Source organism: Cognatishimia sp., assembly GCF_049116455.1.
In the GTDB taxonomy this organism is placed as follows: Bacteria; Pseudomonadota; Alphaproteobacteria; order Rhodobacterales; family Rhodobacteraceae; genus Cognatishimia.
In genome coordinates, this window is record NZ_JAGDYW010000007.1 from 74,827 (window position 1) to 97,242 (window position 22,416).

At 54.4% G+C, this 22,416-nt stretch carries 17 protein-coding genes; 7 read left to right on the top strand and 10 right to left on the bottom strand.

Features of this window, described 5'->3' with window-relative positions:
* The 5 genes from flhA to JXQ85_RS16300 all read left to right on the top strand — a co-directional run bounded on the left by flhA (position 1) and on the right by JXQ85_RS16300 (position 6,203).
* Positions 1–2,097 (top strand): flagellar biosynthesis protein FlhA, encoded by a 2,097-nt coding sequence (gene flhA / locus JXQ85_RS16280; protein WP_421750024.1) that lies wholly within the window; start codon positions 1–3, stop codon positions 2,095–2,097.
* 2 nt (positions 2,098–2,099) lie between these two features.
* A complete protein-coding gene (locus JXQ85_RS16285) occupies positions 2,100–2,855 on the top strand; it encodes a flagellar biosynthetic protein FliR (protein ID WP_421750025.1) in 756 nt (251 codons plus the stop codon).
* A gap of 12 nt (positions 2,856–2,867) precedes the next feature.
* Positions 2,868–3,992: an EscU/YscU/HrcU family type III secretion system export apparatus switch protein gene (locus JXQ85_RS16290; RefSeq protein WP_421750026.1), complete on the top strand. Its 1,125-nt coding sequence runs from the start codon at positions 2,868–2,870 to the stop codon at positions 3,990–3,992.
* Between the two features lie 85 nt (positions 3,993–4,077).
* Positions 4,078–5,274 carry an MFS transporter gene (locus JXQ85_RS16295; protein WP_421750027.1) on the top strand — a complete coding sequence of 399 codons (1,197 nt, stop codon included), beginning with the start codon at positions 4,078–4,080 and terminating at the stop codon, positions 5,272–5,274.
* A 200-nt stretch (positions 5,275–5,474) separates the two neighbouring features.
* Entirely contained in the window at positions 5,475–6,203 is a 729-nt protein-coding gene (locus JXQ85_RS16300; protein WP_421750028.1) for a trypsin-like serine peptidase, read from the top strand.
* A gap of 50 nt (positions 6,204–6,253) precedes the next feature.
* Here the strand turns inward: JXQ85_RS16300 and JXQ85_RS16305 are convergent, their stop codons facing one another.
* From JXQ85_RS16305 to JXQ85_RS16345, 9 genes are all read right to left on the bottom strand, one after another.
* Entirely contained in the window at positions 6,254–7,435 is a 1,182-nt protein-coding gene (locus JXQ85_RS16305; protein WP_421750029.1) for an HlyD family efflux transporter periplasmic adaptor subunit, read from the bottom strand.
* Positions 7,432–9,678, bottom strand: coding sequence for an ATP-binding cassette domain-containing protein (locus tag JXQ85_RS16310; protein WP_421750030.1), 2,247 nt, complete (start codon positions 9,676–9,678; stop codon positions 7,432–7,434). Before JXQ85_RS16310 ends, JXQ85_RS16305 begins: the two co-directional genes overlap by 4 nt.
* Positions 9,675–10,985 carry a TolC family protein gene (locus JXQ85_RS16315; protein WP_421750031.1) on the bottom strand — a complete coding sequence of 437 codons (1,311 nt, stop codon included), beginning with the start codon at positions 10,983–10,985 and terminating at the stop codon, positions 9,675–9,677. Before JXQ85_RS16315 ends, JXQ85_RS16310 begins: the two co-directional genes overlap by 4 nt.
* A 119-nt stretch (positions 10,986–11,104) precedes the next feature.
* Complete coding sequence (locus JXQ85_RS16320; RefSeq protein ID WP_421750032.1) at positions 11,105–14,188, bottom strand: Ig-like domain-containing protein; 3,084 nt, start codon at positions 14,186–14,188, stop codon at positions 11,105–11,107.
* Between the two features lie 307 nt (positions 14,189–14,495).
* Positions 14,496–15,608, bottom strand: a complete 1,113-nt coding sequence (locus JXQ85_RS16325) for a CaiB/BaiF CoA transferase family protein (RefSeq protein ID WP_421750033.1) — start codon at positions 15,606–15,608, stop codon at positions 14,496–14,498.
* A complete protein-coding gene (locus JXQ85_RS16330; protein ID WP_421750034.1) occupies positions 15,605–16,030 on the bottom strand; it encodes an NUDIX hydrolase in 426 nt (141 codons plus the stop codon). Before JXQ85_RS16330 ends, JXQ85_RS16325 begins: the two co-directional genes overlap by 4 nt.
* A gap of 69 nt (positions 16,031–16,099) precedes the next feature.
* Positions 16,100–16,900 carry a substrate-binding domain-containing protein gene (locus JXQ85_RS16335; protein WP_421750055.1) on the bottom strand — a complete coding sequence of 267 codons (801 nt, stop codon included), beginning with the start codon at positions 16,898–16,900 and terminating at the stop codon, positions 16,100–16,102.
* Positions 16,900–17,616 (bottom strand): ATP-binding cassette domain-containing protein, encoded by a 717-nt coding sequence (locus tag JXQ85_RS16340; RefSeq protein WP_421750035.1) that lies wholly within the window; start codon positions 17,614–17,616, stop codon positions 16,900–16,902. Before JXQ85_RS16340 ends, JXQ85_RS16335 begins: the two co-directional genes overlap by 1 nt.
* The gene (locus JXQ85_RS16345) at positions 17,610–18,314 is read right to left on the bottom strand and encodes an ABC transporter permease (protein WP_421750036.1); all 705 of its coding nucleotides are present in this window, start codon (positions 18,312–18,314) and stop codon (positions 17,610–17,612) included. Before JXQ85_RS16345 ends, JXQ85_RS16340 begins: the two co-directional genes overlap by 7 nt.
* 246 nt (positions 18,315–18,560) lie before the next feature.
* Between JXQ85_RS16345 and JXQ85_RS16350 the strand changes: the two genes are divergently transcribed.
* Both JXQ85_RS16350 and glpD read left to right on the top strand, forming a co-directional pair.
* A complete protein-coding gene (locus JXQ85_RS16350) occupies positions 18,561–19,325 on the top strand; it encodes a DeoR/GlpR family DNA-binding transcription regulator (protein WP_421750037.1) in 765 nt (254 codons plus the stop codon).
* A 1-nt stretch (position 19,326) separates the two neighbouring features.
* Positions 19,327–20,904, top strand: a complete 1,578-nt coding sequence (gene glpD / locus JXQ85_RS16355) for a glycerol-3-phosphate dehydrogenase (protein ID WP_421750038.1) — start codon at positions 19,327–19,329, stop codon at positions 20,902–20,904.
* Positions 20,905–21,302: 398 nt separating this feature from the next.
* Here glpD and JXQ85_RS16360 read toward each other — a convergent pair whose 3' ends face one another.
* Positions 21,303–22,409 (bottom strand): saccharopine dehydrogenase family protein, encoded by a 1,107-nt coding sequence (locus tag JXQ85_RS16360; protein WP_421750039.1) that lies wholly within the window; start codon positions 22,407–22,409, stop codon positions 21,303–21,305.
* Between the last annotated feature and the right edge of the window lie 7 nt (positions 22,410–22,416).

Here is a 22,416-nt window from a genome sequence, read left to right on the forward strand (position 1 = left end):
ATGAGCGCGACTGACACAGAAAATCAAACTCCAGTAGGCGGCTTCGCACAGGTTCTGGCGAACCGTGACGTCGTTTTTGCGCTGGGTGTTGTGATGATTTTGGGCATGCTCTTTGTGCCGCTGCCGCCAATTTTGCTGGATTTCGGGTTGGCGATTTCGCTGTCCTTGGCAGTGCTGATCCTGATGGTAGCGCTGTGGATCCCGACTCCTCTGGATTTCAACTCTTTCCCGACCCTTTTGCTGGTTGTGACCATGCTCAGGCTCGCGCTGAATGTCAGCTCGACCCGGCTTATTCTTAGTCAGGGCCATACGGGTACTGATGCTGCGGGCAGTGTGATTGAAGGGTTTAGCCGTTTCATTGTTGGCGGCGACTTCATCATCGGGATCGTGATTTTTTCGATCCTTGTGATCATCAATTTTATCGTGATTACAAAGGGTTCCACCCGTATCGCCGAGGTTGCAGCTCGGTTTAGCTTGGACGCGATGCCAGGCAAGCAGATGGCGATTGATGCTGATCTGGGTGCGGGCATGATCGATGAAAACGAAGCGAGGGAACGTCGCCGTGTGTTGGAAGATGAAAGCGCCTTCTTTGGCGCGATGGATGGTGCTTCTAAGTTTGTACGCGGGGATGCGGTTGCCGGATTGATCATCACATTGATCAACGTGGTGGGTGGCATTCTGATTGGGGTTGTCAGCCATGGTCTGACCATTGGGCAGTCTGCCAATAACTACACCGTTCTGACCATCGGTGACGGTTTGGTCACGCAAATTCCGGCGCTGGTGGTGTCTTTGTCCGCGGGCCTCTTGGTGACCAAAGGCGGTACAAAGGGTGCGGCCAACGAGGCTGTAATGAGCCAATTGGGCAATTTCCCACGGGCGCTTTATATGGCGTCGGCCTTGTGTTTCGCTGTGGGCTTTATGCCGGGCTTCCCGTTCCTTGTCTTTGCAGTGCTGGCCTCAGGCATGGCCGTTTTGGGCTATGTCATGCAGGGGCAGCTGAAAGAAGAAGCGGCACGCGTAGCGGCGGCTGAATTGGCCAAAGCAGAGCAGGGTGATACACCGGTTGATCCGATCAAAGACATGCTGAAGCTAGATGATCTGCGTCTGGATCTGGGTAGCGCCTTGGTGCCGCTTATCAACTCTGCGGATGCGGCTTTGCCGGGCAAGGTGAAAAGCCTGCGCAGCCTCTTCATCAAAGACTATGGCTTTGTGATCCCGCCGGTGCGGATCAAAGATGATCTGACGCTGCCCGCGATGAGCTACGCGATCTCGATCCATGGTGTGGAAACGGCACGGGGCGAATTGCGTCCGGGTGCGATGATGGTGATTGAACCCTCGGGCGACGATATTGATATTCCGGGTGAACGCACACGCGAGCCAACCTTTGGCCTGAATGCAGTTTGGGTGGATCAAAGCCGGGCGTCGCAAGCCGAGGCGCGCGGGATGACGGTCGTGGACCCAGAAAGCGTGGTCACCACCCATCTGACTGAGATCATCAAAGAACATATGCCTGAACTTTTGACCTATGCGGCCACGCAAGAGCTGGTGCAGGGGCAAAGCAAAGATTATCAGAAGCTGCTGACTGAAATCTCAAACAACGCGCCGATGGTATTGATGCAGCATGTTCTGCAGGCCCTGATGAGCGAGCGCGTGTCGATCCGAAATTTGCCTAAGATCATCGAGGCGGTGGCCGAGGCCTCTGGCACCACTAAAAACGTACAGATCATTGTCGAACATGTGCGCGCGCAGTTGAGTAAACAGATCTGCCAAGGTCTGGTGGATGACAACGGCTATGTGCCCGTTGTGACCCTTGGGCAGACTTGGGAAACCGAAATGCACAACGCAATTTCAAAGGCTGGGGATGAAACGAATTTCATCATGTCCCCGCAGCGTGTGCAGGAATTTGTCTTGGCCGTGCGTCGTGAAATCCAGCAATTCGCGGCTAGCGATCAATGGCCCGCTTTGTTGGTTGCACCAGACAGCCGCCCTTATGTGCGTTCGATCCTTGAACGCGTCAGCCCAATGACTCAGGTGATTTCGCACAATGAAGTGCATCGCAAGGCCTCTTTGAAAACCGTGGCGACGATCGGCGGGTAGGGATGGAGCTGAACTCCTATATTTCAACGCTGATCTTTGGCTACGTTTTGGTGGTCGGGCGGATCGGCAGCGCGATGATGTTCCTACCGGGTTTTGGTGAAGCGCAAATTCCGATGCGTGCTCGGCTGTCCTTTGCACTGGTTCTGTGTCTTGCGCTATATCCAATCGTGCCTGTGGTCGGCGCCGCACCTAACACGCCGTCGGCCATGTTCATTCTATTAGCCGCTGAAATTACCGTTGGTCTTTGGATCGGACTTTCTGCGCGGGTATTGCTGTCGGCCATGGATTTCGCCGGTTACCAAGTGGGGCAGGTGAGCGGGCTTGCCAATGCCTTTGGCCCGTCGTTGGGTTCGTTTGAAGGGGCCACCTTGGTGGCATCTATTCTGTTGATTGGCACGGTCGCGCTGATCTTTATCACCGACACACATCACATCATTCTGCGTGGCATGATGGAAAGCTATGTGGTGTTTCCGCCCGGTGTGATCTTTGCCGGGGATCTGGCCAAGCAAATGGTCCATGCCGGTAGCAAAAGCCTTTATATTGGTGTCTCGATTGCCGCGCCTTTTTTTGTAATGGGTGTGATCTTGAACCTGGGCATGGGTCTGGCGAACCGTATGATGCCTCAATTGCCTGTCTTCTTTGTCGCCGCCTCTATGTTGATCGCGGTTGGCATGTTCATTCTGTCCGTCGCCGCCCCAAGCATGATCCATCACTGGCTGGAGGAATTCAGCACGTGGTTTGGCCTGTTTCGGCATTAAGGGGCGCAGGCGATGGCAGAAGAAGACAAGAGTAACAAAACCCAGGAACCCACCGAGAAAAAGCTGCGCGATGCGCGCAAGAAAGGTGATGTGCCCTCTTCCCGTGAAACCGGGAACATGATGGTGGTTGTATCGCTGATCGGGGTGGTTGGTGTGGCCTTGCAATGGCAGGGGCCAAAGCTGGTCGAGGCATTGGCCTCTCTGGTGGACAATGCAGGCCGCATTCATGTGGGCATTGAACGGCCCGGTGTGGCGACTTTGGGCGGCGTCTTTTGGGATTTCATGTCGCGCGTGGCGACGGCCATAGCCCCGATATTTGGATTGATCTTTCTAGGTGGTGTTGCGGGCGTTCTGATCCAGGGCGAAACTGTGGTGGCGCTGGATCGCATCAAGCCCAAACTATCGAAAATTTCGCCGATCGAAGGAATAAAACGCCAGTTTTCCGCAAATACGCTGGTCGAGTTTATCAAAAGCCTGGTGAAGGTCTTTGTCGTTGGTGCAATGGCGCTTTGGGTCACGGATCTGGCCGTGCGCGATATCTGGACTGGGACGGGTTTTGTACCAGAACACCTTCCTATGTATATGTCTGATGCCACGCGCCGGCTGTTGATCATGGCAGCGGTTTTTCTGGTGCCCATCGCCATCATCGATATTCTGTGGAAACGCTTTGATTGGCGTAAAAAGCAGATGATGTCGGTGAAGGAAATCCGCGACGAAATGAAAGAAGCCGAGGGTGATCCTTTGATCCGAGGCAAACGTGCACAACTGCGTCGACAGCGTTCACAGCAGCGGATTGCAGCCTTTGTTCCGCAGGCCGATGTAATCCTAACCAACCCAACCCACTATGCAGTTGCGCTGAAATACGAACAGGGCGTTGATGCCGCTCCGGTCTGTGTGGCCAAGGGCGCTGACTTGATGGCACGGCAAATTCGTCTGATCGCCCATGAGCACGACATTCCAATTGTTGAAAACAAACCACTCGCCCGCTCGCTTTATGATGTGATCGATGTGGATGAACGCGTGCCAGTCGAACATTGGGAAGTTGTGGCGGAAATTATCAGCTTTGTGATGGCACTTAAGAAAGACCCACGCTGCAAACCGCCGGTGGGATCAGAACTGCGCACGGATCCAAATTAAATAGATTTGGTGCACTGCCGAAATCTGTCAGCAAGTAAGCCCTTTTCAACTTGCACTTTGAGACTGGGCGGTGTCCCTTGGCGCCATGAAACTCCGCGGGCCTTTCCTCTTTATTTTGGCGACTTTGATGTTGGATGCGATTGGCATTGGCATCGTGTTTCCAATCATGCCTGATCTCATGGATCGGGTTGGCGCTGGCAGTACAGCAGAGGGTGCCTTTTGGGGCGGGGTCATGATGTCGGCCTACGCGGTGGCCATGTTCCTCTGCGGGCCGATTGTAGGCAGTATTTCTGATGCCATCGGGCGTCGACCGGTTTTGATTGCCGTGCTTGTGACGCTGGCCATTGATTATGTGATCATGGCATTGGCTCAGACCTATTGGGTTTTGTTGATTGGGCGCATTCTGGCAGGCGTCGCCGGGGCAACTTACGTGACAGCGACTGCTTATATTGCCGATATCGCGGATCCTAAAGACCGGGGCGCAGCCTTCGGGATGATTGGCGCAGCCTTTGGGATTGGCTTTGTTATGGGGCCTGCGATTGGCGGCATGGCGTCGGGCATTCACATCACAGCGCCGTTTTGGATTGCAGCTGCTTTGGCCGCAGCCAATGTAGCGTTTGGTATCTTTGTACTGCCTGAGTCATTGAAACCCGAAAAGCGCCGCAAATTCGGCCGTCGCGACCTGAACCCCTTTGGCGCCATCTTTCGCGCTTTCTTGGTGCCCGGTTTGGCGATCCCTTTGATTTGCCTTTTTGTCTTTGAATTCGCAAACCTCGTTTACCCAACCCTTTGGGCCTTCTGGGGCCGCGAGGTCTTTGGCTGGAACGGCTTTGTCATTGGTCTGTCGCTGTCTGCATATGGCATCTTGATCGCTGTGGTGCAGGCCGGGATCCTGCCGCAGCTGACCAAACGCTTTGGCGACTATAAGACGCTGATGTTTGCCGTAGGTACGTCTGTCGTAGCTTTGATTGGCTTTGGATTTGCCGACAGCGTTTGGATGGTTGTTGTCTTCCTACCCATTGCGGCCATGGCGGATATGTCCCCGCCATTGATGACGGCGATTGCGTCCAATCAAGTTGGTGAGGACCAACAAGGATTGGTGCAGGGTGTAATTGCCTCGCTGGCTTCCGTTGCTGCTGTTGTGGCCCCATTGGCGATGACCGGTGTTTTTGAGCGCTTTGTAAATGACGCCTCATTCTATTTGCCGGGTGCGCCCTATTTGTTCGCGGCGATCCTGATCCTTGCCATTGTGCCGCTGATCCTGCGCCTGCCGCGCACATAAGTCGCAACACTCAGACTGATCCTGTCTGCCCCAATTTCGTACCATTTGCCGCGATTTGAGCACAAAAGCAGCTCCAAAAAGATCTCCACACGCCCGACTTCTGCCCCTTGCAGTCTGCCTTATGGCTGGGACGAAAGCGTCAAACCCTTGTTTTGAAGAATCAAGAACAAGGCGAAGCGTTGAAGAAAGTGGAGTAATACGTGCGAGTAACTTCTTTTATTTTGGCTTTGGCTTTGGCCACACCCTCAATCGCCGGGGACGAATCCACGGCACGGGCAATTCGAGTAAGTGACCTGCCTGGCGGGTCTGCCATTGGCCGCATTATGTTTGGAGGTCGGTCCATGTGTACCGGCGCCTTGGTGTCGCCAGACACCGTATTAACCGCAGCGCATTGCCTTTATGATCCATATTCGGGGCGTAAAATCCGCCCGGAAAAAATGAAATTCCAAGCTGGATTGGCTGGCGGTAAAGCCAAAGCGACGCGCGGTGTTTCTGATGCCAAGCACCATCCAGACTACAAACACAACAAACGCGGCAAAGCACAGCTTGGCTATGATGTGGCTCTGTTACGTCTGAATTCAGCGATTTCCAGTTCTGACGCAAAACCCGTGCCAGTGGGCGGTCGCCCGTCTAAAGGCGAAATGTTGGGCGTGGTGTCATACGCTTTGGGACACAAAAACGATCCTGCCTTTGCCTACCCATGCCAGGTTCTAGCGCAGCAAAGTGAGACTTTGGTGATGTCCTGTCAGGTTGAATTTGGCGCTTCAGGTGCACCGGTTCTGTCGTTTGGTGACAGCCAACAACCTTCATTGGTGTCAGTTGTGTCTTCAAAAGCCGCGATGGGGGGCCGCAAAGTTTCAGTTGGGACCACGCTGGATACCAAGACGCTGAATGCTTTGATGACTGAAAGCTGGGCAAGCCTACGTTAAGAAAATCCCGAAAACTGGAGACCGGTTTTCGGTAGTGCCTGCGCCATACCCTAGGGTTCGCGCAGGGCCTCGCGGGATTTATAAAGTGGCTTCAGCAGATATTGCAGAATGGTTTTTTCACCGGTGTGCAACTCAATCTGCGCCCGCATGCCAGGGCGGATTTCAATCGCCTTCTGGCGGTCCGTTAGATTGTCCAGATCGACATTAACGGTGGCCTTATAAAAAGGCGGCAAAGACGGATCACGTTCGTCTTCGAAAGTGTCTGCAGATACAAACTCTACCGTACCTTTCAGAGTACCGTAAATCGTGTAATCATAAGCAGTTAGCTTAATCGTCGCAGCTTGTCCCAAGCCAACACTTGCGATGTTTTCGGGTCGCACGCGGGCCTCAACGAACAGCTCTTCGTCTAGTGGTATGATTTCAAAAATCTCTTCCCCGGGGCGGATCACACCGCCAATCGTTGTCACACCCAGGTTGTTCACAATGCCGCGCATCGGAGCGGTTATGATTGTGCGGTCCAACTGATCCGTGGCCAGTCGCATTTCTTGACGTTTGGAGGTCAGTTCCTGCAGCGTTTCTGAATATTCCTCTGCCCGGGTCAATTCAGACTGCGTGACAATATCCATGTAGCGAATTTCGGCCTCAGAGGCCTCAGTGCGCGCCTTGTTGACCTCGAGCAGGGCAACGAATTCCTGCTTATAGAGCCGCTGCATATTCGCGAGTTCACTTTGCGCCTGTTCAAGCTGCGAAAGGGCCCCGCTGCTGCGGCTGTCAAAGTCGGTCTGACGTGCTTTCAGAAGTGCGCGTTCCGAGGTCACGATGCGCGGTGAGCGTTCGGCCAAATCTGTAGGAACAGCAAATTCGTATTGGCCCTCGATTTCCGCTTCCAACCGCATACGCTTGATTTCCAGCGCATCAATCTGGTCCTGCAAATCATCAAAGGCAGAGCGAAAGCGCGTATCTTGTAGCGTTGCCAGAATTTGACCAGCCTCGACTTGTTGACCCTGACGCACCGAAATATCGGCCAGAATGCCACCTTCGAGGTTTTGGATGCTTTGGGATCGGGAGGACGACACAACTTCGCCATCCGCACGGACAATCTCGTCAATCCAAGCAAAAGCTGACCACAACAGGAAGAGGATAACGGCAAGTGCAACCAAACGAATGGTCTTCCGGGCGCTGCCCAGTTGTTCGTCTAGTTCGTTATCCAATCCCACTTGGGAGTCGCTCATGAACGCTCTCCTGATGCGAGATGCGCAAGGACTTGTTCACGCGGGCCATCGACCACAAGGCGGCCCGCCTGCAAAATCAAGGTGCGGGTTGAGAGCGCCAAGATCGGTGTGCGGTGGGTTGCGATGATTGCGGTGCGGTTTTCAAGCCAAGGGCCAAGGCGGCTTACCAAGGTGCGTTCCAGAGTCTGATCAAGCGCCGCGGTGGGTTCATCCAGCAAAACGATACTTGGATTTTGCAGCCAAAGCCGCGCCCAGCCGATGGATTGGCGTTGACCAATCGACAGGCCTTCGCCGCCGTCGCGCAGTTGCAGATCCAAACCCTGAGGATGGCCGCGCAAGAAAGGCCCAAGACCCGCGAAATCAAGCGCCGCCATCAGGCGGTCATCATCTCGTTCCAGCTGGTTGAGGTTCAAGTTGTCGCGCAGGCTGCCGGCAAAGAGGCGCACGTCCTGACCCAGATAGCCAATACCACGGCGTACATCGCGTGGATCGATCTGGGACATATCGGTGTCATCCAGCATGATCCGGCCTTTGGTCGGCGCATAAAGACCTGCCAGCAATTTCAGCAACGTGGATTTACCAGAGCCGTTCGCGCCTAGAATGGTCACACGTTGCCCCGGTTTGATCACCACGCCAGGTACGTCCAAGGTCTGCGTGCCGCCCTCATCATAGCTGAACGCCAACTCGCGTAGTTCGAATTTGCCGCCCAGTGTTTCACGACGCAGGTATTTGCGGTCGGCGTCTTTTTCCTGTGGCGCAAGAGCAATGGAATCCAGGCTTTCCAACGCACCTTTGACGTTGCTCCAGCGGGCCATGATGCCTGCAAACTGGGTCAGCGGTGCGAGGGTACGGCTGGTCAGGATACCTACGGCAATGATCGTACCGACAGTAAATTGCCCTGCGAAAACCAGGTAGGTCCCAACCACAACCGTGCCGACATAGGTCACTTGCTGCACACCTTGCGACCAATAGGTCAGCATATTGGAGAGGCGACGCTGCTCGGCAGAGCTATGGGTCGAAAGGTTGTTCAGCTCATCCCAAAGACGCAGAACACGGTCTTCGCCACGCTGCGTTTTCACGGTGTCGAGTTCGGTGATGACCTCTTGCAGCAGACGGCCCGCTTTGGCCGCAGCACCCTGCGTTTTGCGGGTCAGGGCAATCATGCGTTTCTGTAGCGCATAGGCGGGCAGCACCATCAGCAAGCCACCGATGACCAAGAGCCAGACCAGGTTGCCCGCAATCGAAGCGACCAGCAGGAGGAAGATCAAAATGAAGGGAATATCAGCGAGAACGGCGATTGTGGAGGACGTAAAGAAGTCTCTGACACTGCCAAAATCACGCATCGCAGCAAAAAGGCCAGAGGCGGGCAAGGGGCGTTGATCCGAGCGCATACCCAATAGGCGGCGCATCAATGTGTTTTGGATCGATAGCTCAATCCGCCGACCGGCGGCATCACTCATCCGCGCGCGGGCAAGTTTCAAAGCGCCTTCCAAAGCCACGGCCATCAGTGCACCAACCGCCAGCACCCAAAGCGTGGATTGCGACTGGTGCGGGATCACGCGGTCATAGACCTGCAATGAAAAGAGCGCGACACCGACGGCCAAGATATTGGCCATCAAAGAGCCCAACATGATCTCGCCGATATGAGATTTGTAGTTGGAAAACTCACCCCAGAACCAATGGCCTTTGGCGACCTGCGGCACTTGACGTTCCGCGATCTGTTTCAGGCCCACTTTAGCGCGTAAAATCGTTCCGCTGAAAAAGGGTGCAAACTCGCTTACCGGCACTTCGGTGCGATTGTCCGCACAGCTTGGATCATAGATCGTGAGTGTGTCGTCTTCTTGCGACAGAACCAGCACCGATTGCCCATTGGTCATCAACGTGATCGCAGGCCAACTGTTGGCTTCGATTGCGGCTTTATTGGCAACTTTAGGGTCTACGCCTGCATGTTTCAGCGCTTTGGACAGGGCTTTGATCGACACATCGCCCGGCGCGTTGGTCCACATGTACTCGGCAATATCTACAACTGGGCTGTCTTCGCCGTGCAAACTCGCAAGGGTGGAAATCAGCTGAGCGCGGTGCTGGATCCGGCTGGCAGTACCGTTGATCAGATCGGTGATACCAGCTTCAGGCGTTTCCAACGTGATCTGAGGTTCGGGTTGAACAGGCGCATTTGCCGGTGCGGCTTTCACAGCCTTCACCGGGTTAATCGACAAAACCACGGGTGCCTTGCCCTGCGTCATATATCATCTCCGTTTGCCAGCAGACCGAGATCACGAGCCAGTTCAAGCTGGGCGATCATGACGTCGTATTTCGCGTCCAGATGCTCCATACGGCGGTTGATCGACTTTTCATAGGCACCAACGACTTCGATGATCGATCTTTGACCAGCTTTGAACTGACTTTCAAAAAGCTGGAAGGTTTTCTGACCCTCAGCCGCCAATCCCGCCGCGTCTTTTTCCTGCCGTTTCAAGCTGGCAATACGATGTTCGATCCGGTTAATGGCGCGTTCGGATTTCTGACGTGCCTCTACGACCTGACGCTCTGCCGCGTCCTGCGTGCTTTTGATGGCTTTCAGTTCAGCCCCGGTGCCAAAACCAAAGCCCTGATCAGACCCTGCTCGCAATCCTCCTGTCACTCCATCGCCTGTGGTATTCGCAGTTGCCTTGATGCTTGGGAGTTTTGCTGCGCGTTCTGCTTTGGCCTGCGCCACGCTGCGCTTGCCCTCAGCGCTCGCACGGATCACAGCCAGAGGATCCACGGACGCTGGGCGTCCAATGTTCAAATCGCCAACCGGTTTTCCTGGGAAGTCGTTTTTGGTTAACGAGCGCAGTTCAGAAATAGCAATATTGGCGGATTCATTTGCGTTTTGGACAGCGTTTTTCAGATCCAGCACCTTGCCATCAACCGTGCGCAGATCGCCTTTGTTAGAGACACCTCCGCGCACTCGGCCATCGACGATCTTCTGCAAAGACCGCATGCGCCCCAGAGCCTTTTCACCCTCTTGCGCTTTCGCTTGGCCACGCAGGGCGGTGACGTAGAGAGAAACGGCGGTAAACACACGTTCATTCATGTCCTCAGATAAGGACACAGCCGCCACTTCGACGTCTGCTGCTGCAAAGGCGCGTTCCGCTTTGCGTTTGCCATTGTCAAAGACCACCTGCTCAACCAACAGGCTGGCAATGGTTTCGCCCAATGATGTCAGGCTGATAGACGGGCCAATCGTTGGCAGCCAGTTTTTGTTCGCGGCTTCAGCGCGCAATTTTGCGGTGCGCAATTCAGCCTCAGCTGAGCTTGCCCCAGTCGCCAACGCGGCATGCGCAATCTGGCCATATGTGCTGCCTGCGCCCAACGACGATCTGCGGGACTGCAAATCCGCAATGATTTCAGAACTGGTGTCCACGTCTGAAATCTCTGGTGAAGCCTTGTTCTTTAACTTTTGAAAGAAGTTTGGCGCGGCTTCGCCATCAGCTTTCGCTGGTTTTTCTGCGCGGGTTTCAGAGCCGGGTAGTTTGGCCATCAATTCCTTGGCAGTCGGCAAATCCGACATGCACCCCGTCAGCGCAAGGCCGGCGAGGAGAGGAAGGAGAAGGCGGGTGTAGGCCACTGGCTCTGCTTTCAATCTGTGGTGGGGGCGGCGCCGAAAGATCAGCCCCGCCCGGATCATGATCAAATGACCATGTTGATGTCTTGGTCGACAATCAGCGTCACGCCATCATCACCAACGGTGTAGACGTCGTAGTCCTCGCCCTGAATATTGACGGTATCACCGGTGGCCTGTGCACCAGATACGTTGATCGTATCGTCGCTGCCGCCGTGGATGGTCAATGTGTCAGAGGTATCGGACATCTCACGAATTTGGTCTTCGGTGAGGGTCAAGTTGACGTCAGATGCGTAGTCAAGCTCGATGCCTTCAATATTGAAGTTGCCCAAAGCGTTGTGATCCAGCGTGCCTGCGTTTGTCGCATTGTCATCCAATACCAACAGCGTGTCAGACTGGTTGCCTGCGGCATCTTCGCCAGAGATCACCAAGTTCGTGCCATCTGCTGCCGCTGGGTTCAGGGCAAAGAGGCTTTCATCCGGTGTCAGTGCTACTTCGGTCGCGCTCATTTCGCTGTGTGTGCCGTTCGCGTTCAGAGCATTGATTGTGTACTCTTGATCGCCGGTTTCCAGCGAAACAGCCGTCACATCATCATCCGAGAAAGTCACCGCGTTGATCAACGGATTAGAGATCTCTGTGTCGACGTTGAACTGACTGCTTGTGGTTGCTGTGTTGCCGGCAAGGTCAGTTGCCGTGACGTTTGCAGTGGTAGTGTATGAACCACCTGGCAAGCTGCCATTTTCATAAGTCACAGACCAGGTGCCGCTTTCGGTCACAGTGGTTTCGCGGATCACGCCGCCAATTTCCACGCGGATAGACGCGCCCGGTTCACCGGTGCCATCAAGCGTCACACCCTGCTGCATCTCAGCAGCGTTCACAGCAGCGTCACCCACCGCTGGTTGAACCGAAACGCTGGTTTGCGTCGACGTATCAACCCGAACTTCTTGGCTGGATGTCGCGGTATTGCCTGCAGCATCGGTCACGGTTGCAGTCAATGTGCCTGTGTACTCACCTTGTGGAATCTCAGAGGACGCAAAGTTTGCAGTCCAAGACCCATCCGCGCCTGCGGTCACAGTTTTGGTGACGCCTTGGAAGCTCACCTGAACCTGCTCGCCTGCGCTTGCGGTACCTGTGAAGGCCAGACCGCCAGAGACTTCTGCAGCATTGGCGATATTGTCGCCGCCTGCTTGGTCATTGTCGGTGCCAACAGAGACTTCGGTGTCCACACGGATTGTATCGGAAACGGTTGTGACGTTGCCCGCCGTATCTGTCGCGGTCACGCTGACCGCCGCATCATATTCACCATCTGGGATTTCACCGGAGGCGAAGGAAGCAGACCATGAGCCATCGGAACCAGCCGTTACGGTTTTGGTCACGCCATGCAATGTTACCTGCACAGATGCACCCGCATCCGCTTGACCCGTCAGCGTAAAGCCATTGTCGGCTTCATCTGCGTTCACGGTATCGTCGCCGCCCACTTGGCCGTTGTCGATCGATGCATTGATTTCCGTATCGACGTGCACAGTGCCGCTTGTGGTGCTGGTGTTGCCCACAGCGTCGGTTGCCGTGATGGAAATATCCGCGTCATAGTCGCCGCTTGCGATTTCATTTGATGCAAAATCGACGGTCCAGTTGCCGCTGCTATCAGCGGTCACAGTGCGATTAATGCCTTGGAAAGAAATAACAACTTGCGACCCTGCTTCCGCAGTCCCGGTCAACGTAATGCCGTCAGACACTTCGTTCGCATTGGCAACGTTGTCGCCTTCGATCGGTGTGTTCAAGCTGACCGACCCTTCGGTATCGACTTGAACGGTAAAGCTTTCGCTGTGGCTGTTGCCGGCTGCATCTGTTGCGGTCAAAACCACTGTGCTGTCGTAAGTGCCAGACTGAATGGCGGAAGCCGCCACATCCAAAGACCAAGTACCGTTGTCACCAACGGTTGTCGTATAAGTCTGACCTTGGAATTCAATGGTCAACGCCGCACCTGCTTCGCCAGATCCGGTCAGAGTTACACCATCAGAGAGCTCAGACGCGCTGATGATATTGTCACCTTCAACTGTGTTCAGATCGATGCCCGGTGCCACAGTGTCGACAGACAGCGTGTCTGTTGTGGTGACGCTGTTGCCGCGCGCATCAGTTGAAGTGATGGTGACTTCGGTCTCATATTCGCCGGTCGCGATTTCTGAGGTTGCAAAGTTCACGGACCAGCTGCCGTCGTCGCCAACGGTTGTGCTATGCGTTGTGCCATTGATGGTCACATCGATGGTGGCGCCCGCTTCGCCAGAACCAGAGATCACATGACCATCTGCATATTCTTCTGCGTTCACAACTTCGCCGACAGACAGGGTGCCTTCGGAAACGGTCGCGTCAGGTGCGGTTGTGTCGATATCGACGCTTGGGCCGTCGATGTTGTATTCAGTTCCGTCAGGCGCAACGACGTGAACGGCCGTCGGATAGATGCCGTCCGCTGGCATTGTGGATGGCTCGAAAGAGACGCTCCAAGTTCCATCATCGCCAACAGTGGTTTCCTGGATTTCGCCACCAACATCAACAGTAACTGTGGATCCGGCTTCACCTGTACCTGTGATAGTCACTGTGTCAGGACCAGTGCCGCCGATCACGCGGCTCACGTCAGCATCATCCACGGTTGGAATGATGGCGTCAGAACCACCAGCTCCGCCGCCGACAACCAGTGCTGCGCCACCAACTGCGGCCACGGCACCCAGACCACCCAGAGCAGGTGCGATCAGTGGAGCCACAACAGGCTCAACACGTTCCAGATCAAGGAAAGTCAGCTCATCATACTGGGACCACTTGCCGGACAGTTCCGCTGTCTCGTAGGTCGCTGGGAATTGGTTGCCAATTGGCGCCCCCAGATCGACTTCGTGGAATTCACCATCCTTGCTAAGGAAAAGTTCTTTTTCCTCACCAGTGTTGATGAAATATCCCTGCAGATTGATCACTTCGCCGCTGGCGAGTTCAATCAGCAAATCATTTCCGTTTTGAATATAACCCACCACATCCGCGGGGGAGAGGTTAAGCGAAACATGCTTAACGTTGCCTGTAAAAATGACGTTGTTGTCCAGAGACGAGGTCTGGCCACGCGCCACAGCTCCGTCCGTGCCACGGACGGCATAACTTAGTACACTCATTAGATTTCACCGCTCAGATGATGGGTTTTTTTAACCCGTTATTAATGGCAATTTTTATACCTGCTTGATCTGATTAATCCAGAGCAAATCTGAGCGCACGGGGAGAATTCCACATAGATTCCCGCATTATAGGCGGGATTATGACATAACAAAGGCACGATTGCGGGGAGATTGTGACACATTTGCCACCCCCTTTAAGTTGAGTAATTTACATAACGTGCGCCATTGAGCTTAGTGCCGTTTTGTATCTTAAAAACCGCATTTATCTCTGGGCAGCAAAATAGAAATTTAATCAACTTTTGGAAGATCAATCTTTGGCCGATTGATGGCGCGGAGCACTATCCAATATGGAGAGTTCAGCATCAGAAAACACCCAAGGCCCACGTAATCCTGGAATGCCTTCCGGCGCAATTTTCAAACCACGCGCTGAGATTTGAGGATGCGCCAAGGCCTCTGAAACAGAGTTGATAGGCCCATTCGGAACTTGCACGGCATCCAACTTCGCCAGCAAATCAGAGCGCGTGAATTTAACGGTTTCCGCCTCAAGCAAAGCGGTCAAATGATCGCGATTTTGAACGCGCAGCTCGTTGGTCACATACTGGGCCTGCGTCGCAGCATCGGGGCAACCCAAGACCTGACATAACCGGGCAAACTGCGCGTCATTTCCAACTGCAATGATGATATGTCCATCAGAGGTTGGAACAACCTGATAGGGCGCAATGTTTGGATGCGCATTGCCCAATCGCGGCGGAGTATCCCCGGATACAAGATGGTTCATGGCCTGGTTCGCAAGCAGCGCCGTCGCGCAATCCATCAAAGACATATCTATGTGCTGACCTCTTCCAGTCACATGCCGTTGCTGAACAGCCGCCAGAATGCCAATGGTCCCATAAAGACCGGTCACGATATCGGTGACGGCAACACCGACTTTTTGCGGTGCGCCATCAGGTTCGCCAGTGATCGACATTAATCCCGAAAGCCCCTGAATCATGAAGTCATACCCCGGCTTCTGCGCAAGGGGACCCGTCTGCCCAAACCCCGTCACGGAACAGTAAATCAGCCTCGGGTTCAGCTGCGATAGGCTTTCATAGTCCAGCCCATATTTGGCCAGCCCTCCGACTTTGAAATTCTCGATTAAAATATCCGCGTCTTTCACAAGGTCCCGCACGGTCTTCTGACCTTCAGGGGTGCGAAAGTCTGCTGTCACAGCGGATTTGCCTCGGTTTGCGGCATAAAAGTAGGCGGCGCTCTTGTCGCCGTCGCGCTCGATAAAGGGCGGCCCCCATTTGCGCGTATCATCCCCTTCGGGGCTTTCGACCTTTATAACCTCGGCCCCAAGGTCTGACAGAGATTGGCCGATCCAAGGACCCGCCAGAATACGAGCCAACTCGACCACCTTGAGCCCGTGTAAGGGCGTCACTGCCGCTGCTCCCAGACCCGTTTGGCGACATCTACAACCCCATGGTTCAATCCACGTGCCGCAGCGATCACCTCTGCAGCGGGCACCCATTCAACCGCCGCCGCGTCATCACCTGCCATAGCTTCGCCCGACTGATAGGTGCAGGGCACCACCGCCAACAGAAAATGATAGCTCACGTCCCCTGCATCATCGCGGCCGATTACATCAACGGCTGTCAAATAATCCTGCGCCTCAGCCCGGATATTGGTCTCTTCAAGAAGCTCGCGCACTGCTGCCTCTTGAGCGGTTTCACCCAGTTCAACATGCCCCCCCGGAAAGCCCCACAACCCACGGCCCGGGTCTTTGCCACGCTGAACCAACAGGAATTTTTCATCTTTCAGCAGAACCGCGATGGCCCCAAGCGTGGGTCGAAGTGAAGACATAGGTCACCTAGCAAAAATATAGGGCCAGCCTGCGGCGAAGCCCCACAAATGGCAAGACGAATAGGGGTCTTATTTGGCGTTAAAGGTAAAGAGCTGCGCGCCGTTCAAGCGGTAGCCGTCAATCAGGCTTTGGGCGCGATCACTAATCAGCCAATCTTCAAGCTTTGCAGCCGCCATCACATTAACATGCGGATGTTTCGCTTCACTGACCGGGAGATAGGCATATTGATTAAACAACACCGGATCGCCAGCAAACAGAAGCGCCAGATCGCCCTTGTTGCCAAATTTCAGCCAGCTCGCACGGTCGCTCAGAATATGAGCATTCATACCTGACGCCACATTCAAAGCCGCCCCCATGCCAGCCCCAACTGCGCGGTACCAATCTGTTGACAAAGCCTCTGCATCAAGACCAGTGCTGCGCCATAGGGCTTTTTCTTTTTTATGAGTGCCGCTGTCATCGCCACGCGACACAAAGAACGCTTGAGCAGCATGGATCAACATCAAAGCATCCGCCGCCGTTGCCGCTGTAGAGATGCCCGCCGGGTCCACTTCTGGCCCGATAAGCACAAAGTCATTGAACATGATCTCGCGGCGGTGGGGCGCAAAGCCTTCGCTCACAAAAGCTTCTTCTGATGCCTTCGAATGCACTAATATGGCATCCACATCGCCCGCACGCCCCAAGCGCAACGCCTGACCGGTTCCAACAACGATCAACTGCACCTCAAGCCCGATATCTTGCTTGATGGCTGGCAACAGCACATCTGACAAACCTGAGTTATGAAAGCTTGTTGTAACAGCCAGTTTCATCTGATCTGCAGCAACCACTGTTGCAGTGAAAAGGCTTGCCACGATGGCAAATGCTTTGAGCATCATTCGACAATATCTCCGTTCAAAAAGGCCTGCGCCTGCGGGGACTGTGGGGTGTTAAAAAAGACCTCAGCAGGTGTGTGTTCCAACAGCCGCCCCTGATGCAGGAAGAGTACATCGGTCGCCAGCCGTTTGGCTTGACCCAGATCATGTGTGGCCATGATTACGCGCGTTCCGGCAGCATTTGTGGCCTGCAGCATCTCTTCCAGTTCGCGTGTGGCGCGGCCATCCAGATTGGCGCAGGGCTCATCCAGAAACAGCAGTTCGGGTTCGCGGATCAGGGCACGCACCAATGCCATTTTCTGCCGCTCTCCGCCGGAGAGGTCGCTGGCGCGTTGGTTTAGCGCTTTAGTCAAATGCACCTTGTCGAGCCAACCCGCCGCGATGTCGCGCGCCTTGGATTTTGGTATCCCCTTTAGAGTAAGCGGATAAGCGACGTTGTCTAAAACCGTGCGTCGCATCAGGGTTGGGTTTTGAAACACAAAAGCCTGACGATCTTGAGCTGTCGCATTCGGTTGGGACCAAGAGATTTGGCCAGCAATCAATCGTTCCATCCCATGCAGGGTTTTCAAAAGCGTTGATTTCCCAGCGCCATTTGGACCCATCACAATGGTCAATCCCTGCGCCGCAAGCGTCACGGAAACACCCTGCAAAATCTTGCGCCCACTTTTGCGAACGGTCAGGTCCTCCGCCTGCATCGGGAAAATCGATCCTACCATCGGCCACGCACCTCGGTTTGCGAGACCCGGTGGATCGCGAGGTTCACAATGATCGCCAAGAAGATCAACACAAAGCCCAACCCAAGTGCGAGGGCAAAATCACCTTTGCCTGTTTCCAGTGCAATCGCCGTGGTTAAAACACGGGTGACGTGATCAATATTGCCACCAACAATCATAATGGCTCCAACCTCGCCGATGCCACGGCCAAAGCCAGCAAGGGAGGCCGTCAACAAGGCGCGACGTCCATCCCACAGCAGAGTGCGCATGCGTTGCCCGCGTGTGGTGTTCATGGAAATCAGAAGGTCGTGATATTCGGCCCAAAGATCGCGGATTGCCTGATGTGCAATCGAGGCAATCAGAGGTGTCAGAATAATGACCTGCGCGATGATCATGGCGGCTGGTGTAAACAGCAGCCCGAAAACGCCAAACGGACCAGATCGCGACAGCAGCAAATACACGATCAAACCAACCACCACCGGCGGCAGCCCCATTAAAGCATTCATCAAAGCAATCACTGTGCGACGATATCGAAACCGGCGCAGGGCCAACCAGCATCCGAGCGGTAGGCCGATGGCGGAGGATATAATGACAGCCGTGGTGGTGACATAGAGCGACCGCAACGAGATCTCAAAGAGATCCGCATCCAAAGTCAGGATCAGCCAAAAAGCTGCCTGCAGGCCTTCTAAAATATCTGACATCACATGCCGCTTTTGGTTCGGTCCTGCAATTTAACGAGGAGCTGACGCGCAAAGCGACCTAAAAACGACGGAATTTGACGCATTTTGTTGATTATTCACATTCACTGATCGCCCGGGTTTCCGATCCTCGTCTTTCTTCACATGAGCTTTGAATGCAGAATATTCAGACCCTCGCGCCTATTTCACTGGATTTATAAGTTCATTCGCGCTATTTCGAACTCAAAATGAACTTTATCGAGGCACATCATGGCCCTAAATGCTCGCCAGGACGATATATTAGAATTGCTGCGCGCAGAAGATCGCGTCGATGTTGATAATCTAGCGGCCAGATTCGCGGTGACAACACAGACCATCCGCCGTGACCTGACCGAACTCTGTGAACGCGGCCTTGCCACGCGCACCCACGGCGGCGCGCGCAAGCTCGTTTCGGCCTCATCCTTTGGCTATGAAGAACGCCGTTTACGCAATGCCAGCGCGAAGGAGGCCATGGCCTCCAGAGCAGCGGCGCTTATTCCAAATGGCGCCTCAGTTATTCTCAATATTGGCACGACAACCGAGCAGGTCGCTGCAGCACTCGCGACCCACGAAGACCTGACCGTCATCACCAACAATATCAACGTGATCCACATTCTGCGCGGGGCACGGCTGAATTCATTGGTGATCGCAGGCGGGTCGGTACGTCAATCTGACGGCGCTGTTGTTGGCGCTGAGGCGGTGGAGTTCATCAACCGTTACAAAACCGACTTTGCCGTGATCGGCACATCGTCGCTGGATGAAGACGGCGCCGTGTTGGATTTTGACGAACGCGAAGTCGCCGTGGCTCGCGCCATCCTAGCCAATGCACGCACTAAAATCCTTGTCGCCGATAGCACCAAATTTGAACGCAACGCACCGGTTCGGATCTGCGACGTAGCCGATCTGGACTATGTGATCACCGACACTCGACCACCCGAAAGTTTTGCCAAAGCGGCAGCAGCCGGGGGCACGAAACTTATCTCATTGGACGACTGATATGTCTGACACAGAAAACACCTACGACATCTTTGTAATTGGCGGCGGCATCAATGGCTGCGGCATTGCACGCGACGCGGCGGGCAGGGGCCTGTCTGTAGCCTTGGCGGAAATGAACGATCTGGCTTCGGCCACATCCTCTGCCTCAACCAAACTCTTTCACGGCGGCCTGCGCTATCTGGAGTTCTTCGAGTTCCGTCTGGTACAGGAAGCGCTGCAGGAACGCGAAACGCTTTTGAAAGCGATGCCGCATATCAGTTGGCCCATGCGCTTTGTGCTGCCGTATCACAAGGACATGCGGTTTGATTCCGAAACGCCCACCTCAAAATTGCTGACGCTGTTTATGCCATGGATGAAAGGCCGTCGCCCTGCTTGGCTGATCCGTTTAGGCCTATTCCTCTATGACAACCTTGGGGGTCGCAAAATCCTTCCGGGCACCAAGACAGTCGATCTCGTGAACGGCCCTGAAGGTGCGCCGCTCGATGATCGGTTTGCCAAGGCTTATGAATATTCAGACTGCTGGGTGCAGGACAGCCGCCTTGTGGTGCTGAACGCGCGCGACGCCGAAGCGCGCGGGGCCAAGATTATGACCCGTACCAAGGTCACATCCGCACGCCGTGAAGGCGATATCTGGGTGATCACAACCGAGGATGTGAACTCTGAGGCCAAGCAAGAAATCCGCGCTAAGATGATCGTGAACGCAGGCGGACCATGGGTGATGGATGTCATTCAGGGTGTGGCTGGCATCAACAGTTCTGAAAACGTGCGCCTTGTGCGTGGCAGCCATATCGTGACCAAACGGCTTTATGATCACGACAAATGCTATTTCTTCCAAGGCGAAGACGGGCGGATTATTTTCTCGATCCCTTACGAGCAGGACTACACGCTGATCGGCACCACCGATGCTGACCATAGCTCGTTTGAGGAAAAGCCCGCCTGTAGCGATGAAGAACGCGATTACCTGCTGGCCTTTGCCAATAACTACTTCACGCAGAACCTAAGCACCGAAGATGTGGTCTGGACCTACTCTGGCGTTCGTCCGCTTTATAATGACGGTGCCAGCAGCGCGACGGCAGCAACGCGGGACTATGTGTTGCGGGTGAATGATGAGGGCGGCGCGCCAATCCTGAATGTCTTTGGTGGCAAGATCACCACCTATCGGCGACTAGCGGAAAGCGCGCTTGAAAAGATCGGAGACTATTTCCCGAACTTGCCCGAAAAATGGACGGCAGGCGTGACTTTGGCTGGGGGTGATTTCGACGTCGCAGGGGTCGCAGATTTGCAGGCTAAAATCAAAAGCACGTATCCGTTCCTCAGCGATCAAAATGCGCAGCGTCTGCTGCGCACATATGGCACCGAAGTGTTCGATATTTTTGGCGATGCGCAGAATGCCGAGGCCCTTGGAGAAGACTTTGGTGCAGGCATCACAACGGCAGAGCTGAACTGGGCGCGGGACAAAGAATGGGTGCAGACCGCAGAGGATTTCCTCTGGCGCCGCACCAAGCTGGGTCTGCGTCTGACTGCGGATCAGCAAGGGCGAATTTCGGACTTTCTAAAAAGCACGGTGACGGCTGCATAAAATCCACAATCCCACTAACTGTGAGACTTGGAAGGGGGCATTTCCCCCTTTTCACGCATAGGTTCCGAATCATTTCCGTGAAAAATTACACACTGATTCACTCGTGATTGGGCCAAATGGAGTGCGCTCGGCCAAACGCAGGTGCGGGCTTGAAGGAAGGCAACGGATTGAAACCGATTGCAAAGCCTTAATATGTAACAGTTTTGTGAAAATAGAGGAGGCCGCGCATTGCTGCGCGGCCTGCCATATCCAGCGTCATCCTCCAAATCCCTGATGCGCTGGAATGTCGAATAAAATCAACCTGAGACCAGAGTTGCGCGCATGGCAGGACTTGTCAAACACACATTTGCTTAGGATGTGAACAAACCCAAAAAAATGCGCTGTTAAATTAGCCAAACTCAAGCTGCAGCATGCACCTCGGTCACATCACCAGCGCGGTAAAGCTGTCCAAATTCCGTTGCCAGAAAATCAGAGAGTTTCACCTCTTCCTGTCGCACGAATCCCTTGGACGGCAGTTGGCCTGTGCGCATCAAATCAACAACGCCAAGCACACCCGCTGCCGTGGTGATTTGAATCGCACTCCAGACCTCACCATCAATCAAACGAGAGAAGGATTTGTTGATGTAACTCTGCTCTCGCAGCGCGCCATCTTTGGTGCCTTTTGCGGTACAAAACACCAGCACAACATCCTGATCGGTGCGGGGCAGGGCAGATTCAAAAATCTCTTTCAACAGGTCGCGGCGGCGTTCCAGCCCCAGATCATGCAGCAAGAGCTTTAGAATGTCGCAATGGCCCGGATAACGGATCGAGCGATAAGACACGGCGCGCGCCCTGCCTTCCAGCGTCTCAGGCAGAGTGCCAAGGCCACCAGAAGTATTAAAGCACTCGTATTCTACGCCGTCATGCCCAAGGATTTCGTAATCTTCCAAAGGCGAGGTCTTGGTGCGTTCACCATTTACGATCGCATCGCATGGGTTGCAGTATTCATTGATCAACCCGTCGGTGGACCAGGTCAGATTGTACTTCAGCGCATTTGTCGGAAAAAGTGGCAAGGCTCCGACGCGCATGTGCAAGCTGTCCAATGTATCAAATTCGGTTGCCAGAGCTGCGCCAGCAATGCCAACAAACCCCGGAGCCAATCCACATTGCGGCATGAAGGCGGTTTCTGAATTCTGGGCAAGATCGCGCACAGCCTCCGTCGCGGCCACATCTTCCGTAAGGTCAAAATAATGCGCTCCAGCAGCCTTGGCCGCCTTGGCGATGTTTGGCGTTAAGAAAAATGGTGCCGCTGAAATCACAGCATCAAATCCCGCCAGTGACGCTGCCAGACCAACAGGGTCTGTTGCATCGATTTGTTTGGTCGGAATATCCAACGCGCGTATCGTGGAAAGAGCCGCGAGGTCTCTGTCAGCGACCGTCACCGCGTAGTTTTGTGACTGTTTAAGAAGCGTCGCAATCATCTGCCCGATTTTGCCTGCTCCGACGACGCATATATTCCAGCGCATGTATCTC

Coding starts and splice junctions, on each gene's coding strand:
- flhA (WP_421750024.1), top strand. CDS start 1: ATGAGCGCGACTGACACAGAAAATCAAACTCCAGTAGGCGGCTTCGCA.
- JXQ85_RS16285 (WP_421750025.1), top strand. CDS start 2,100: ATGGAGCTGAACTCCTATATTTCAACGCTGATCTTTGGCTACGTTTTG.
- JXQ85_RS16290 (WP_421750026.1), top strand. CDS start 2,868: ATGGCAGAAGAAGACAAGAGTAACAAAACCCAGGAACCCACCGAGAAA.
- JXQ85_RS16295 (WP_421750027.1), top strand. CDS start 4,078: ATGAAACTCCGCGGGCCTTTCCTCTTTATTTTGGCGACTTTGATGTTG.
- JXQ85_RS16305 (WP_421750029.1), bottom strand. CDS start 7,435: ATGAGCGACTCCCAAGTGGGATTGGATAACGAACTAGACGAACAACTG.
- JXQ85_RS16310 (WP_421750030.1), bottom strand. CDS start 9,678: ATGACGCAGGGCAAGGCACCCGTGGTTTTGTCGATTAACCCGGTGAAG.
- JXQ85_RS16315 (WP_421750031.1), bottom strand. CDS start 10,985: ATGTCGGATTTGCCGACTGCCAAGGAATTGATGGCCAAACTACCCGGC.
- JXQ85_RS16320 (WP_421750032.1), bottom strand. CDS start 14,188: ATGAGTGTACTAAGTTATGCCGTCCGTGGCACGGACGGAGCTGTGGCG.
- JXQ85_RS16330 (WP_421750034.1), bottom strand. CDS start 16,030: ATGTCTTCACTTCGACCCACGCTTGGGGCCATCGCGGTTCTGCTGAAA.
- JXQ85_RS16335 (WP_421750055.1), bottom strand. CDS start 16,900: ATGCTCAAAGCATTTGCCATCGTGGCAAGCCTTTTCACTGCAACAGTG.
- JXQ85_RS16340 (WP_421750035.1), bottom strand. CDS start 17,616: ATGGTAGGATCGATTTTCCCGATGCAGGCGGAGGACCTGACCGTTCGC.
- JXQ85_RS16345 (WP_421750036.1), bottom strand. CDS start 18,314: ATGTCAGATATTTTAGAAGGCCTGCAGGCAGCTTTTTGGCTGATCCTG.
- JXQ85_RS16350 (WP_421750037.1), top strand. CDS start 18,561: ATGGCCCTAAATGCTCGCCAGGACGATATATTAGAATTGCTGCGCGCA.
- glpD (WP_421750038.1), top strand. CDS start 19,327: ATGTCTGACACAGAAAACACCTACGACATCTTTGTAATTGGCGGCGGC.
- JXQ85_RS16360 (WP_421750039.1), bottom strand. CDS start 22,409: ATGCGCTGGAATATATGCGTCGTCGGAGCAGGCAAAATCGGGCAGATG.